Origin of the sequence: Sporolactobacillus sp. Y61, from assembly GCF_040529185.1 — a bacterium.
Classification (GTDB): Bacteria; Bacillota; Bacilli; order Bacillales; family Sporolactobacillaceae; genus Sporolactobacillus.
In genome coordinates this window covers 2,440,974-2,455,699 of sequence record NZ_CP159510.1, presented here as the reverse complement: position 1 = coordinate 2,455,699, position 14,726 = coordinate 2,440,974, and the positions used below count along the sequence as shown (strand labels likewise).

Sequence of the window (14,726 nt, the reverse complement as noted above, 5' to 3'; positions counted from 1 at the left end):
CACAAAAAAACTGAATGGGCTGCTTTAATGAGCTGTTCAGTGAGGAGGAGTTATTCATTGGCCAGGCATCTGATTCTGACCGCCATAAGTTCATTTCTGGTCGTGCTTGGACTCACCTTTCACAGCGGAGGGGTTTCCGCATTCACCGGGCAAATCATGACACAGGGGGCGACCGGTGATGATGTCATTGAACTACAGGCGAGACTGCAGTACATCGGTTTCTACAGAGGGAAAATTGACGGTTCTTTTGGTTACGGAACCTATTGGGCTTTGAAAAATTTTCAAAGCAGATACGGGTTGAATGCAGATGGGCTGGCAGGTTATCAGACAAAACAAAAACTGGTTAAGGCCTCCCGGTTTGATAAAGATTATATTTACCGGAATCTTCGGGAAGGTAATACCTTTACCTACTATGGAGGTACCCCCCTCAGCCAGCAGGTGAAAAAGGATGCAGCAGCGAAAACAAGGCGCGAAAATGCTCCAAAAAAGAGTCCGGTAAAATATTCGACTGATAAACTTCCACGTGGCTATTCCGGGGCAGATGTTAATCTGATGGCGAATGCCGTTTATGGAGAAGCACGTGGAGAACCGTATATCGGTCAGGTGGCAGTCTCAGCTGTCATTATCAACCGTGTAGCGGATACGCGTTTCCCTAACAATGTATCAGATGTCATCTTTCAGCCCGGGGCATTTACAGCTGTTGCTGACGGACAGATATGGCTGACACCCAATGAAACAGCCAAAAAAGCAGTTATGGACGCAATCAACGGCTGGGATCCCTCACAGGGAGCGCTGTACTATTTTAATCCGGAAACGGCCACTTCTGCCTGGATCTGGACACGACCGCAGATCCAGAAAATAGGAAAGCACATCTTTTGTAAATAAGGGAGGGATTTCATGAGACGTAAATACTGGATCATTCTCTCATGTGCTGCGGCAGTGATTATTGCGCTTGCAGTCTGGGGATTTCAGGAACGGAAAATGAAGAATACCATAACCATTCATGCAGAAAATCACTACCAGCAGGCGTTCCATGAACTCACGCATTATGTAGATTCATTAGAAGAATCACTGGGTATGTCTCTTGCTATGCGGTCAAGAGAGACCATGCGTCCGCAACTTGTCGAGACGTGGCGGTTAAGTGCGCTGGCACATGCGGCGGCAAATGAGCTTCCTCTGACTCTTCTTCCTTTTAACCGGACGAATGAATTTCTTTCACATGTTGGTGAATTCACTTATCACTCAGGGGTTAAGTCGGAGAATAACCGGCCGGTGACAGACAAGGAGTACGGGGAACTGCAGAAACTTTATCAGGAGTCGATAACGATCAAGGATGGACTCAGAGAGGTCCAGGGAAAAGTGATGTCTGATCGGCTGCGCTGGATGGATGTCGAGTGGGCGCTGAAGTCTAAGAAACAAAATCAGGATAATCAGCTCATTGATGGAATGAAAAAGGTGGACGGACAGGCGACTGATTATACTCAGAGTTTCAGCCCGGAAAATCCAAAAAATATTGTTCTGGAAAAAAAGAAACTCAAGACTCTCACTGGAAAAAAGATTGACAAAAAAGAGGCGATCAACACACTGAAAAAATGGACCGGGCTTTCCGGAGCCAAAGTAGACAGGGTCTCCGAGACGAGAAAGGGTTCGAATGTGGATGCTTTCGAAATCTCTCTTAAGTCCAGCGATGGTCATACCGTTTCAGGTGCTGTGACAAAAAGAGGAGGACATATCGTCTGGTTTATGTCCAGCCGGCCGATTGGAAAGGGAAAGATAAGTTTACATGATGCTGCGGAACATGCTGCTCAATATCTGAACAAACGCTCGTTCAAAGCATTGGCAGTGACAAAACGTGATCAATACAATCAAGTTGCCGTTATGACATTTGTTCAGAAGAGGGGGAATGTTTTGGTCTATCCTGCATCTTTGCGCGTCAAGGTCGCTCTCGATAATGGTGAAATCATTGCCTTTGATCAGACTGACTTTTTGTATAATAAATATGACGACATTTCGCTCTCCCCGAAGCTTTCCGAAAAAACGGTTGCGGCAAAACTGAATGACAATATGAACATTCAGGAATCCCGTCTGGTTATTTTTCAGGACCAGAAATTACAGAACATTCTCTGCTACGAGTTTTTTGCTACAAAAGGAAACGATACGTACCGAATCCTGTTCAATGCAACAACCGGTGATCAGGAAAAAGTAGAGCTGCTTGGCAGTTAGGGAGAAAAACGTTTTTTTCTTCCTCTTTTTTCATGTATAATATTTCTGGAAGAATAAAAACGTTTGGCCGGAGGATGGCGGATCAAAACGGATTGACGAGGTAAGCCTTATGCTGTTAAAAATCGGAGAACACCTGATACTGGAACATAATGAGCATGATGGTATGCACGAGTACCGGTGCCGGATTGCGGATATAAAGAAGCATCAGCTTCTGGTCGATTACCCAGTAGATGAGAAGACGGGAGTGAAGCCCGTATGGACAAATGGTACCGATTGGATGGCCAGTTATGTTAAAGATGAGCAGGTATTCCGTTTCCATGTGAGACTGTCTGGGAGAGTCTGGCAGAATATCCCGCTGTTATGCTTGAACTTTGAAGGTGAAGACCACTTCAAGAGGGTGCAGAGGCGAAATTTTGTCAGGGTTGAAGCCAATTTGGATGTAGCGGTGCACAGTGAAAAACATGAATTTCCTCCGATTATTACACTCACCAGCGATATCGGCGGTGGAGGGACACTCATTATCCTTCCTGAAGAGGCAGAAATAGCGGAGGGACTGCGTGTCATTACTTGGCTTTGCCTTCCTGATGGCTCAGATGGAAGGCGGTATGTCCGTATCAGAGGACAAGTTGTAAGGATTTTTTACGATAAGGAAACCCATGGGAAAAGGGCGTCGATCTGCTTTGCTCCGGAAATTGAAAAAGAACGTCAGCCGATTATCCGCTTTTGTTTTGAAAAACAGCTTGAAAGTCGCAGGAAATTGCTTGAATGGAAGACAAACCATCCACATACCTGGACAGCAACAGATTCAGACCATTGAAATTGCACCATGAATGTATCAGAATAGATAAGGCTGAATGATAGAAACAGAAGACCCGGGAGATTGGAGAAATTCAGACGATGGAAAGGTTATTTCAGATTGCGATTGACGGTCCCGCCGCTGCAGGGAAAAGTACAGTGGCAAAAATTGCAGCGAAAAAACTTGGCTTTATTTATATCGATACAGGGGCAATGTATCGCTCCCTGACTTATAAGGCCCTGAAGACGGGTACAGATCTGCTCAGCGGTGAGGCTCTGAAAGCATTACTGGATGAAACAGAGATCAGTCTCTGTCATCATGAGGACGGTCAGCGGGTACTGGTTGATGGCGAAGATGTGACAGAGCAAATCCGCTATCCTGATGTCTCATCACAAGTATCCCTTGTCTCCTCTTATAAAGAAGTACGCAGGGAAATGGTCCGCAGGCAAAGAATACTTGCCGGGAAGCGAAATGTTGTTATGGACGGGCGAGATATTGGTACGCATGTTCTTCGGAATGCACAGGTTAAAATATTTTTGAAGGCATCAGTGAACGAACGTGCCAGTCGCAGGTTCAGAGAGGAGGAACAAAAAGGCAGACACCCCTCCCTTGAGTCTCTAAAAAGGGCGATTGTCCTGAGAGATCAGAAGGATACGGAACGAAAGGTTTCCCCCCTTGTCAAAGCGGATGATGCAGTCGAACTGGACACAACCTCACTGACAGTTGATGGTGTAGTTGAACGAATTCTCAGTATCGTGAAGGAGAGGCGTTCACGTTGAGCCTTTACTCATTCGGAAAACCGCTTGTGCGGTGGTTTTACAGACTGTGTTTTTCAATAAGTGCAGAGGGGACTGAGAATATTCCTGATCATGGAGGTGTGCTGATCTGCAGTAACCATATTTCAGATTTTGATCCACCTTTTGTCGGTATTTCTATTTCCAGAGAATTAAGTTTTGTTGCCAAATCAGAATTATTTCAAATTCCATTGTTCGGAAGACTGATCAGAAGACTGCACGCCTTTCCGATAAAAAGAGGAACCGGGGACCGTGGAGCGATTCGGCTTGCTGTCCACTTGCTCAATGATGGACATGCGCTTCTCATTTTTCCGGAAGGTCACCGCAATCGTGACGGGCATCTGAAAAAAGGGATGTCCGGTGCCGGCTTTTTTGCAACAAAGACTGATGCGGCAGTCGTCCCCTGTGCCATTATAGGAAAATTCAAATTCCGAAAAAAGGTCAAAGTTGTTTTTGGAAAACCCATCGATACGAATATGATGAAGGGGAAAAATATGAGATCTGCTGAAGCTTCGAAAATCATCATGGAGCATATCCAGGATTTATTAAATCAGTATGATAACTCACCACTGGCAGGTCCATATGCTTGACAAAACCCCCCATTTGTAAGAAGTTAAAAGAAGGAGTAATTGTTTTCGTTAAATAAGGAGGTCCCGGATGATGGCTGAAGATTTAAATAAAGAAATGGCGTCATTTGACGCATTAAAAGTGGGAGACATAAAAACCGGAAAAGTAACAAAAGTTGAAGAAAAACATGCACTAGTAGATGTTGGATATAAAGTGGATGGTATCCTGCCAATCAGTGAACTGTCCAGTCTGCATGTTGAAAAAGTAAGCGACATGCTTCACGAGGGTGATGAGGTCACCGTTAAAGTGACAAAGCTTGAAGATGATGAACTTGTCCTCTCTAAGCGCGAAGTTGATGCGGACAAAGCATGGGATGATCTCGAACAGAAATATAATGACAAGACAACTTTCTCAGTTGAAATTGCTGATGTTGTCAAAGGTGGCCTTGTCGTAGATCTTGGTGTTCGTGGATTTATTCCCGCTTCACTTGTTGAACGTCATTTCGTAGAAGATTTTTCAGACTATAAAGGCAAGCCCCTGGATGTAAAAATTGTTGAACTTGACAGGGAAAAACGTAAAGTGATCCTGTCACATCGCGCCGTTCTCGATGAAGAAGCGGACAGGAAAAAAGCGGAAACGCTGAGCAACATTAAAGAGGGAGATGTCATTGAAGGTACCGTTCAGCGCCTGACCGACTTTGGGGCGTTCGTTGATATCGGCGGCGTTGACGGCCTGGTCCATATATCACAGCTTGCTCACTATCATGTGGAGACTCCGTCAGAAGTCGTTTCAGAAGGCGATAAGGTCAAAGTAAAAGTGCTCTCCGTTGATCCTGAAAGTGAACGGATTTCATTGTCAATCAAGGCGACGCAGCCGGGACCCTGGGAAACAGCAAAAGACAAGATTCATCCCGGTGATGTTCTGGAAGGAACAGTTAAGCGTCTGGTTCCATTCGGTGCATTTGTTGAGCTGATTCCAGGTGTTGAAGGACTTGTTCACATATCAGAGATTTCACATGAACATATCGGAACCCCTGATGAAGTCCTTTCTGAAAATCAGGTGATCAAAGTAAAAGTGCTTGATGTTAACTTTGAGGATCAGAGAGTTTCTCTCAGTATTAAAGCACTGGAAGGCGAGCAGCAGCCCTCCGGACAGAAGAATACATCCGCACAGAACGCTCAGAATAACGACGACGACTCCGCATCTGGTTTTTCACTGGGCGATATGATCGGCGATCAGCTGAAGAAATACAAATAATTGTTTTTACGTAAAAGAAAGCGGAAAACGGGGGAAATCTGTTATTTCCTTCTTTTTCCGCTTTTTTGTCTGAATACATGTTGAGGGGGAAGAGTATGTCAAAACCAACTGTGGCCATTGTCGGCCGGCCTAACGTCGGTAAATCCACGATTTTTAACCGTATCGTTGGCGTACGGACGGCCATCGTCGAAGACCATCCCGGCGTCACCCGGGATCGCCTGTATGGCAACGGCACGTGGCTTAACGATGAATTCCACGTCATAGATACCGGGGGTATTGAAATAAGCAATGAGCCTCTGCTGACACAGATCAGAGCGCAGGTTGAGATCGCGATAGATGAATCCGATGTCATTCTGTTTGTTGTTGACGGACAAACAGGACTGACTGATGCCGACAAGGAAGTGGCCCATATTCTTCGCCGATCACGGAAACCTGTAGTGCTTGCAGTAAACAAACTGGATGATTACAAAAAAAGGAACCAGATGTATGAGTTCTATTCTCTCGGACTGGGGGATCCTCTCGCCATATCAGGCGCCCACGGTATCGGAATCGGAGACATGCTGGATAAAGTCGCGGAAAAATTTCCTGATCGTGACAGGGATGAGCAAAGTGAGGATATCATTAAATTCGCTGTGATCGGACGCCCGAATGTCGGCAAATCCTCCTTAGTCAATGCGATCCTTGGTAAGGAGCGTGTGATTGTCAGTGATATTGCCGGAACAACACGTGACGCCATCGATACCCCATTTACAAGAGACGGACAGAATTATGTGATTGTTGATACAGCAGGGATCAGACGCAGGGGCCGGATTTACGAAAAAACAGAAAAATACAGCGTCCTCCGTGCACATCGTTCAATAGAAGAATCTGATGTTGTGCTATTACTGATCGATGGTGAAGAAGGGATTATTGAGCAGGATAAAAAAATTGCCGGCTATGCACATGATGCCGGACGCGCGATGATTATTATTGTTAATAAATGGGATGCAGTGAAGAAAGATTCAAAAACGATGAATACATTTCGAAAAAAGATCAGGGATGAATTCCAGTTTATTGATTATGCGCCGATTCTGTTTTTATCTGCGCTGACAGGGAGTCGTCTGCCGCAGCTTCTGCCGATGATCTGTACCGTTGCCGAAAATCACAGCCTGCGGATTCAGACCAGTCTGCTCAATGATTGTATTATGGATACGGTAGCAATGACGCCGCCACCATCTGATAAGGGAAAAAGGCTGAAAATCTATTATGGAGCACAGGTTGCTGTCCGCCCGCCTGCTTTTGTCCTCTTTGTAAATGATCCGGATTTGCTGCATTTTTCATATGTTCGTCACCTGAAAAACCGTTTTCGGGACACATTCGGTTTCATCGGAACGCCGATCCGGATATTATCCAGAAAGAAAAATGAAAAATAAAGAGGTGCCACCAACGTGCTTAGCATTGTTTCTTTTGTGTTATCTTATTTGATCGGATCGGTTAGTTTCAGCTACCTGCTAACCAGGAAAATTAAAAAAATCGATATTCGTTCAACAGGTAGCGGAAATGCAGGCGCAACGAACACACTGCGTGTACTCGGGACAGGGCCGGCTGTTGCTGTCCTGTTACTGGACATCCTTAAAGGTGTTGTCTGTATTCTCATTGCCCGGTCATTTGGCATACCCGAGTGGGCGGTCGTTGCTTCCGGGCTTTGTGCCATCATCGGCCATGATTTTCCGTTCTATTATGGTTTTAAGGGAGGAAAAGGTGTTGCGACAACAATAGGCGTATTTTTTATGATTATGCCGCTGTTTGCATTGATCGCAGGTCTGGCTGCGGTACTGATCATTGTGCTGACCCGATACGTTTCGGTCGGCTCTCTGGTTTTCCTGGTCCTGACGCCAATCCTGGCATGGCTCTTTGGCGATCTGCCTGGGAGTGTGATTTTTGTTGCTTTACTGATTACGGCGCTTGCCTTCTTTCAGCACAGAGCCAATCTTTCACGTCTTGTACATGGGAAGGAAAATAAAATAGGTCATAAAAAGGTCGGAGTCTGATCCGACAACAGAGTAAAGTGAAAAACCAGGAGAGGTGGTTAACTGTATGAAAAAGATTGCAGTCATTGGCGCCGGAAGCTGGGGAACAGCATTATCTATGGTGCTTGCCGACAACGGATACACGGTTCAATTATGGAGCCACAGAAAGGATCAGGCAGATGAAATACGATTAAAACATACTAATGAAAAATATCTTCCCGGGATTGCTCTTCCGGAAAAGATCTGTGGGACAGCAGACATGGTGGAAGCGCTTAACGAAGTATCGGCTGTCTTACTGGTCGTGCCCGCTAAAGCTATGCGTGAAGTACTGACGCAACTTAGAACGGTCATCAAACGCCCCTTACTGTTTATTCACGGCGTTAAGGGGATTGAACCAGGCACATTCAGGAGAATGTCTGAAGTGATTCAGGAAGAGATCCCCGACTCACTCAGAAAAGCAATTGTTGTTCTTTCCGGTCCGAGTCATGCCGAAGAGGTAGCGCTTCGCCATCCGACGACCGTTTCCGTAGCTTCAGACAGTGCGGAGGCAGCAAAACATGTTCAGGATTTGTTTTTTAATTCCTATTTTCGTGTCTACACCAACGAAGATGTCATCGGTGTTGAAATTGGCGGCGCATTGAAAAACATTATTGCTCTTGGCGCAGGCATTTCAGATGGCCTCGGTTATGGAGATAATGCGAAAGCAGCTCTGATTACCAGAGGCCTTGCAGAAATTTCAAGACTTGGAACGAAACTGGGAGCACACCCGCTTACCTTCATCGGCCTGACAGGCATGGGTGATCTGATTGTCACCTGTACGAGCAAACACAGCAGGAACTGGCGGGCAGGGAATATGCTGGGAAAGGGAAAGAAACTTCAGGAGATCCTGGATCATATGGGAATGGTTGTCGAAGGCGTACGTACAGCTGAGGCCGCCTATACCCTTTCGAAAAAAGAACATGTGGAGATGCCGATCACTGTGGAAATATTCAATGTCCTTTTCGAAGGAAAAGATCCGAAAGAGGCTGTGGATGAATTAATGGGCCGTGACAAGAAAGATGAGATCGCTGCCATTTATAACAGCCTGCCAGATCGCAGGCCGGAAGAACGTGAGCAATGAGCACATGACCTCCTCTCGCGCATACGATATAAAGAAAGCGGGGTAAAGGAGGACGTTCAGTGGATCCGAATCATTCATTCTTTGATAACATTGAAAAAAAGACTCAAGTTAAGAAAGAGGATATTGTAAACATTGCAAATTCTGTATCAAACGCAGATTTCAGCAATCCCGAAGTCGTACGGCAGCTGATTAACCGGATCGGGAAGACCGCCGGAGTAGCAGTAACGAAGGAAAAAGAGGATGCACTCGTTAAAGCGATTACTTCGGGCAATGTACCCGGCAATTTGTCGACACTATCGAAATTATTCGGCCAGAACAGGTAACAATGGGCCGGAGTCAGCGACATGCCGGGCAGGATTAGCATAAGCTATAGCGTGTGTCAATTTTTCTGTGAGAGCTGAATGGCGTGGAAGGGCTTAGTCAAACCCGGGGAGAAAACATTCCATGTTTTCCCCTTCTTTTTTTGCGGCGTTTCCATCTGCCGATCATTTTAACTGTGCCTTTATTCATACTTTAAGAAAGTATAAAACTTTTGCGGGGAAGAGGTTCAGAAAAAAGAAGTTCCCGCGGTGCCTTTCGACGTATAAAAGTCGGCCGGCTTTTCTTCATTCTTCATGCACATGACCGCCTCACTTCTTCGGTCCGTGATGAATTTCTTGGCATAATCGATGGACAAATTCATATGCATAGAACTATCACGGAGAGTCATCGACAGAAGGAGGAGCGGGAGGGTGCAAACTTTAGAAAAACTGGAACGAGTGGACATCTTTAAAGACATCGCTGAAAGAACCGGCGGAGATATCTATCTTGGAGTCGTCGGAGCGGTCCGAACGGGTAAATCAACTTTTATCAAAAAGTTTATGGAACTGGTCGTTCTGCCGAACATTGATAATGAGGCAGATCGTGTACGTGCTCAGGATGAGCTGCCACAGAGTGCTGCCGGTAAGCAGATCATGACTACTGAGCCAAAATTTGTCCCAAATCATGCGGTGACTGTGACCGTAGAAGAAGGGCTTGAGGTCAATATCCGTGTCGTGGACTGCGTGGGCTATGCAGTTAAGGGAGCAAAAGGTTTTGAAGATGAGAACGGGCCCAGGATGGTTCATACGCCGTGGTATGACGAACCGATCCCATTTCAGGAAGCAGCGGAGATTGGAACAAGAAAAGTGATTCAGGAACACTCGACACTGGGTGTTGTGATCACAACTGATGGATCTATTGGAGAAATCGGGAGAGAGGACTATGTAGAGGCTGAAGAACGAATTGTCGACGAGCTGAAAGAAGTGGGCAAACCTTTTATCCTGATCATTAATTCATCTCATCCGTTCCACCCTGAGACAGAAGCATTACGCAGAGATCTGTCTGAGAAGTATGACATCCCGGTTCTCTCACAAAGTGTTGAGAATATGAGCGAGCATGATATCAACAATATTCTTCGAGAAACGTTGTTCGAGTTCCCGGTTCTGGAGGTTAATGTCAACCTGCCGAGCTGGGTGATGGTGCTGAAGGAAGATCACTGGCTGAGACAGAGTTATGAAGACGCGGTAAAGGATACGGTTAAAGATATTAAACGTCTTCGTGATGTTGATCGCGTTGTGGGTACATTCGGAGAATATGACTTTATCGAAAATGCACAGCTTTCCGGCATTGAGATGGGGAAGGGAACAGCGGAAATTGACCTTCATGCCCCGGATAACCTGTATGACCAGGTTCTGAAGGAAGTCGTCGGCGTCGAAATCAGAGGTAAAGATCACCTTCTGCAGCTGATGCAGGATTTCGTTCATGCCAAAAGAGAGTATGATCAGGTGTCTGAAGCTCTTAAAATGGTAAAACAGACCGGTTACGGTATTGCTGCCCCATCGATTAATGATATGAGCCTCGATGAGCCGGAAATTATCCGGCAGGGATCACGTTTTGGTGTCCGTCTGAAGGCAGTTGCCCCTTCAATTCATATGATTAAGGTGGATGTGGAGTCTGAATTTGCACCGATTATCGGAACCGAGAAGCAAAGTGAAGAACTGGTTCGATATCTGATGCAGGATTTTGAAGATGATCCGCTGTCCATATGGAACTCAGATATATTCGGCCGGTCACTGAATTCTATTGTACGTGAAGGCATATCTGCCAAGCTCGCCTTAATGCCCGAAAATGCACGATATAAACTCAAAGAAACGCTTGAACGGATAATAAACGAGGGATCGGGCGGACTGATCGCTATTATCCTGTAGGACAGCTGAACGATCTGTCAGAGGCTCCGGAAACGGAGCTTTTTATTTTGCTCATTCCTGTGTGAGAAATAGACGGTGAAACTATGGAATGGTTGAAAGTACATGTTTTTTACCTTGCCGGGGTTAAAAGCGTTCAAATATGGTAATATTTTAATAAAAGCTGTTGAATTATTCCATCACATCGTATAATATAAGCGTTGTTGATGTTTCTTCCAGCACAAAAAGGAACTTGATTCCTTTTTAAGGAGGTGAAAGTGTTGAATAAGACTGAATTGATTTCTGCTGTAGCAGAATCCGCAGAATTATCCAAGAAGGATGCAACTAAAGCTGTTGATTCTGTTCTGTCAACCATTGCAGATGTATTAAAAGATGGAAGCAAAGTTCAATTAATCGGATTTGGCAACTTTGAAGTTCGTGAGCGTGCAGCTCGAAAGGGCCGCAATCCTCAGACTGGTGAGGAAATCGAAATCAAAGCAAGCAAAGTTCCGGCATTTAAGCCTGGTAAGGCATTGAAAGAAGCCGTCCAATGATCTGATGGATACATAGGACGTGAGAGAGGGGGCCATCGCAAAGATGGTCCTTTTTTACAAAGTTTATGTAGAAACCTGGTTACATACGAATGATGCCGTTTTCTTTACATTTGCTGTTTTTATATGCTAGAATTTTCTAATGAGTGACAGCAATCAAATTTCGTTCATCCGGACTGAGCAGGTCCGATAATACAGCGGCGCATGAAAAGATGGAAACAGGTGCTGCCTGTTCCGCTTTAGAACTTGTCCTGTGTGCCTGGTGGAAGCGGTCGCACGATGGCTTTCTGCCGTATGTGTGAGCAGTTTAAATGGATAACATCTGAAGTTTGCCATTCATATAAAAACGGTCACTTTTGCATCAATCGATATTATTTGAGCGAATTTTTCAGAAGAGAAGGTGTTTATCTTGGACATCAGGAACGAGGAAGTTCTGGGTGATTATTTTGTTGTGAAAGCCGAAGAGGACGGAGTGAATGTGATTGGCCTGACAAGAGGGGCTGAGACACGATTCTTTCACACTGAAAAACTGGACCAGGGGGAAGTGATGATCGCCCAATTCACCGAACATACCTCAGCAATTAAGGTTCACGGAAAAGCAATGATTCAGACAAAACACGGGACGATCCATTCTGAATGATCAGATGACTCATTTTAGAATGTACATGGAATGGGGGAGTACCATGCTTGATACAAACCGGATCGGAGTTTTGCTGAGTGAACTGAAGCATGACCTGAGTCATCCATATGTCGACAGCTATTTATCCCGGCCAGAGATTGACCAGGATAAAGTGTTGATTTATTATTTCCTGTTCAGTTATCAGAAACGTACAGAACAACCGGAAAAATGCACGAAAAGTGTCATGATTGCCGAGACAGGATTAAAAACACATGATAAGATGGCTGTTACATTACCGGGTGAGGCAGATGCCATAAAGAAAAGTCAGCTTACCGTACTTGCCGGAGATTATTACAGCGCCCTTTATTATTACATCCTGTCACGTACGGGTGACATGGAAATTGTGGAGTGGGTGGCTGAAGCCATTCAGAACTACAATACGGAAAAGTGCAGGCTCTATTACCCTGCGCACCGCCTCAGCTGGACGCAAACTGTTCAGATTCTGGCAAGAATTGAGAGTGCCCTTATTTCACATGTCGCTGCTAAACTGGGATATGACTGGCTCGTCCCTGCCTTAAGTGACTTTTTTCTGTGTAAATTGCTTTCAAAGAATGATATGCTTCAGCAGAAAAATGGTTATGATTCATTTTTATTCCGTTTTCTGTCTGATCATATAACTGATGATCGGGCAGTACTTCGGCAGCTGATGAATGAGGAAATAAAAAGAGCAGAAGCCCGGTTTAATGAACGAATAAAACGTTCCATGATACCCGGTGGCGGCTTCTCTGATTTGATAACAGATCTAAGCAGTCGGTTAAACACGATTTGCCGGTGTACAGCAGGAGAGGAATAATGGGGAAATGAATGAACAGGATCAGAAACACAAAAAGGTCCATCAGGTGTTTCAGACGATTTACAGGAAATACGATACGATGAACTCACTGATCAGTTTTAATCGTCACAAAACCTGGAGAAAGATAGCAGATGAAGCTGTAGCGGCGGAGTCAGGTTCGACATGTATTGACGTATGCTGCGGAACCGGAGACTGGACGATGCAACTTGCAGAGGATGTTGGAAAGAACGGCCATGTCATCGGACTTGATTTTAGTGACAATATGCTGAAAGTGGCAAGATCAAAGATCATGGCAACGCAGCTGGAAAACATTACACTCGTAAACGGAGATGCGATGGCCATTCCCTATGAAGACAGCCAGTTTGACCGTGCAACCATCGGGTTTGGCCTGCGAAATGTACCGGATTACCTGACTGTTCTCCGGGAAATCAGAAGAGTGCTCAAACCGGGAGGTGTACTTGTCTGTCTCGAAACATCAAAGCCAAACATTCCTGTATACAGACAATTGTACTTTTTTTATTTCAAGTACGTCATGCCTCTTCTTGGGAAACTGTTTGCCGGAAGTTACAAAGAGTACGCCTGGCTAAACGAATCAACAATGAAATTTCCGGACAGGGATACTCTGGCGCGCTTGTTTTACGAGGCGGGGTTTACACATGTCACGATCCGTTCATTGATGGGCGGTATCGCTGCGATTCATCGTGCCGAGAAACCGGATGAAGGGTGAATGATATGGTTCTTGGACAAATTTATGCAGGAACAAAAAAAGAGCTGAAAACGATCGAGAAATATCTGGAAATGGCTCTTGAAGCGCCGCACCCATTACTGCATGAAGCGGGCCTCGAGTTACTCCGTGCAGGAGGGAAGCGAATACGCCCTATGCTCGCTTTGATGGCCTCTCGATACGGTGATCCGGGTCGACATGAAGTAAGCGTTTCCGCGGTGATGCTCGAGTTGATCCATATGGCCTCTCTGGTTCATGACGATGTGGTTGATAACTCGGAACTCCGTCGTGGAAGACCCACTGTAAAAGCAAAATGGGATAATCGTGTCGCAATTTTTACAGGGGACTATATCTTTGCGTGTGCCATTAAATTAATTTCAGCTTTTGACCATCCGGAAGCACATCGGCAGATATCCAGGGTCATCCGGGATCTGAGCCTTGGTGAGATTGATCAAATCAGACATCTTCGAAACTGGAAGCAGAATCTCAGAACATACTTACGCCGTATTAAACGAAAAACAGCCATTCTTATGGCACTTAGCTGTCAGCTTGGGGCGATGGCAGCGGGATGTGACACTTCATTGTCAAGAAAACTCTACTACTACGGTTATTTTCTCGGTATGAGTTATCAGATAACTGATGATATCCTTGATTTTGTCGGTAACGAAAGGCAGCTTGGAAAACCGGCAGGCAGTGATCTGAGAAATGGAAATATTACCCTGCCTGTATTTTACGCTCTGAGAAACCCTGAACTGCATGATGCTATTGTCTCAGTGCTGACTGAAGCTGAACCCTCCGATGATGATTGGGACGATGTCATTGGAAAGATCAGAGATTCACAGGCGATAGAGGAGGCACAGTCACTCAGTGACCGCTATTTAAGAAAAGCGGAGGGAATACTCGACGAATTGCCGGATCAAAAGGTGACTGGATTATTAAGGGAAATGACCGCTTATGTCGGTGAAAGAAAATATTAACTGCTTTTAAAATCTGGATACATACATGAAAA

General features: G+C 45.3%; 16 protein-coding genes. All 16 read left to right on the top strand.

The window, feature by feature from the left end; genetic code table 11:
- Positions 1-57 precede the first annotated feature (57 nt).
- The 16 genes from sleB to ABNN70_RS11530 all read left to right on the top strand — a co-directional run bounded on the left by sleB (position 58) and on the right by ABNN70_RS11530 (position 14,694).
- A complete protein-coding gene (gene sleB, locus ABNN70_RS11605) occupies positions 58-885 on the top strand; it encodes a spore cortex-lytic enzyme (protein ID WP_353947880.1) in 828 nt (275 codons plus the stop codon).
- A gap of 12 nt (positions 886-897) precedes the next feature.
- Positions 898-2,223 carry a germination protein YpeB gene (gene ypeB / locus ABNN70_RS11600; RefSeq protein WP_129928938.1) on the top strand — a complete coding sequence of 442 codons (1,326 nt, stop codon included), beginning with the start codon at positions 898-900 and terminating at the stop codon, positions 2,221-2,223.
- Between the two features lie 109 nt (positions 2,224-2,332).
- Positions 2,333-3,040: a flagellar brake domain-containing protein gene (locus ABNN70_RS11595; protein WP_353947879.1), complete on the top strand. Its 708-nt coding sequence runs from the start codon at positions 2,333-2,335 to the stop codon at positions 3,038-3,040.
- A gap of 80 nt (positions 3,041-3,120) precedes the next feature.
- Positions 3,121-3,798 carry a (d)CMP kinase gene (gene cmk / locus ABNN70_RS11590; protein ID WP_353947878.1) on the top strand — a complete coding sequence of 226 codons (678 nt, stop codon included), beginning with the start codon at positions 3,121-3,123 and terminating at the stop codon, positions 3,796-3,798.
- Positions 3,795-4,403: a lysophospholipid acyltransferase family protein gene (locus tag ABNN70_RS11585; protein ID WP_129928941.1), complete on the top strand. Its 609-nt coding sequence runs from the start codon at positions 3,795-3,797 to the stop codon at positions 4,401-4,403. Before cmk ends, ABNN70_RS11585 begins: the two co-directional genes overlap by 4 nt.
- A 70-nt stretch (positions 4,404-4,473) precedes the next feature.
- Entirely contained in the window at positions 4,474-5,637 is a 1,164-nt protein-coding gene (gene rpsA, locus ABNN70_RS11580; RefSeq protein ID WP_129928942.1) for a 30S ribosomal protein S1, read from the top strand.
- Between the two features lie 95 nt (positions 5,638-5,732).
- A complete protein-coding gene (der, locus tag ABNN70_RS11575) occupies positions 5,733-7,049 on the top strand; it encodes a ribosome biogenesis GTPase Der (protein WP_129928943.1) in 1,317 nt (438 codons plus the stop codon).
- Positions 7,050-7,064: 15 nt separating this feature from the next.
- On the top strand, positions 7,065-7,667 hold the full coding sequence (plsY, locus tag ABNN70_RS11570) for a glycerol-3-phosphate 1-O-acyltransferase PlsY (protein WP_129928944.1): 603 nt from the start codon (positions 7,065-7,067) through the stop codon (positions 7,665-7,667).
- Positions 7,668-7,713: 46 nt separating this feature from the next.
- Positions 7,714-8,766: an NAD(P)H-dependent glycerol-3-phosphate dehydrogenase gene (locus ABNN70_RS11565; protein WP_129928945.1), complete on the top strand. Its 1,053-nt coding sequence runs from the start codon at positions 7,714-7,716 to the stop codon at positions 8,764-8,766.
- 59 nt (positions 8,767-8,825) lie between these two features.
- The gene (locus tag ABNN70_RS11560) at positions 8,826-9,089 is read left to right on the top strand and encodes a stage VI sporulation protein F (protein WP_129928946.1); all 264 of its coding nucleotides are present in this window, start codon (positions 8,826-8,828) and stop codon (positions 9,087-9,089) included.
- A 426-nt stretch (positions 9,090-9,515) separates the two neighbouring features.
- Positions 9,516-10,994, top strand: coding sequence for a stage IV sporulation protein A (gene spoIVA / locus ABNN70_RS11555; RefSeq protein WP_129929080.1), 1,479 nt, complete (start codon positions 9,516-9,518; stop codon positions 10,992-10,994).
- A 257-nt stretch (positions 10,995-11,251) separates the two neighbouring features.
- The gene (locus tag ABNN70_RS11550; RefSeq protein WP_129928947.1) at positions 11,252-11,524 is read left to right on the top strand and encodes an HU family DNA-binding protein; all 273 of its coding nucleotides are present in this window, start codon (positions 11,252-11,254) and stop codon (positions 11,522-11,524) included.
- 406 nt (positions 11,525-11,930) lie between these two features.
- On the top strand, positions 11,931-12,161 hold the full coding sequence (mtrB, locus tag ABNN70_RS11545) for a trp RNA-binding attenuation protein MtrB (RefSeq protein WP_129928948.1): 231 nt from the start codon (positions 11,931-11,933) through the stop codon (positions 12,159-12,161).
- Between the two features lie 43 nt (positions 12,162-12,204).
- Positions 12,205-12,993, top strand: a complete 789-nt coding sequence (locus ABNN70_RS11540; protein ID WP_165364245.1) for a heptaprenyl diphosphate synthase component 1 — start codon at positions 12,205-12,207, stop codon at positions 12,991-12,993.
- Positions 12,994-13,000: 7 nt separating this feature from the next.
- The gene (locus ABNN70_RS11535; protein WP_129928950.1) at positions 13,001-13,720 is read left to right on the top strand and encodes a demethylmenaquinone methyltransferase; all 720 of its coding nucleotides are present in this window, start codon (positions 13,001-13,003) and stop codon (positions 13,718-13,720) included.
- 5 nt (positions 13,721-13,725) lie between these two features.
- A complete protein-coding gene (locus ABNN70_RS11530; RefSeq protein WP_353947877.1) occupies positions 13,726-14,694 on the top strand; it encodes a polyprenyl synthetase family protein in 969 nt (322 codons plus the stop codon).
- Positions 14,695-14,726: the final 32 nt, after the last annotated feature.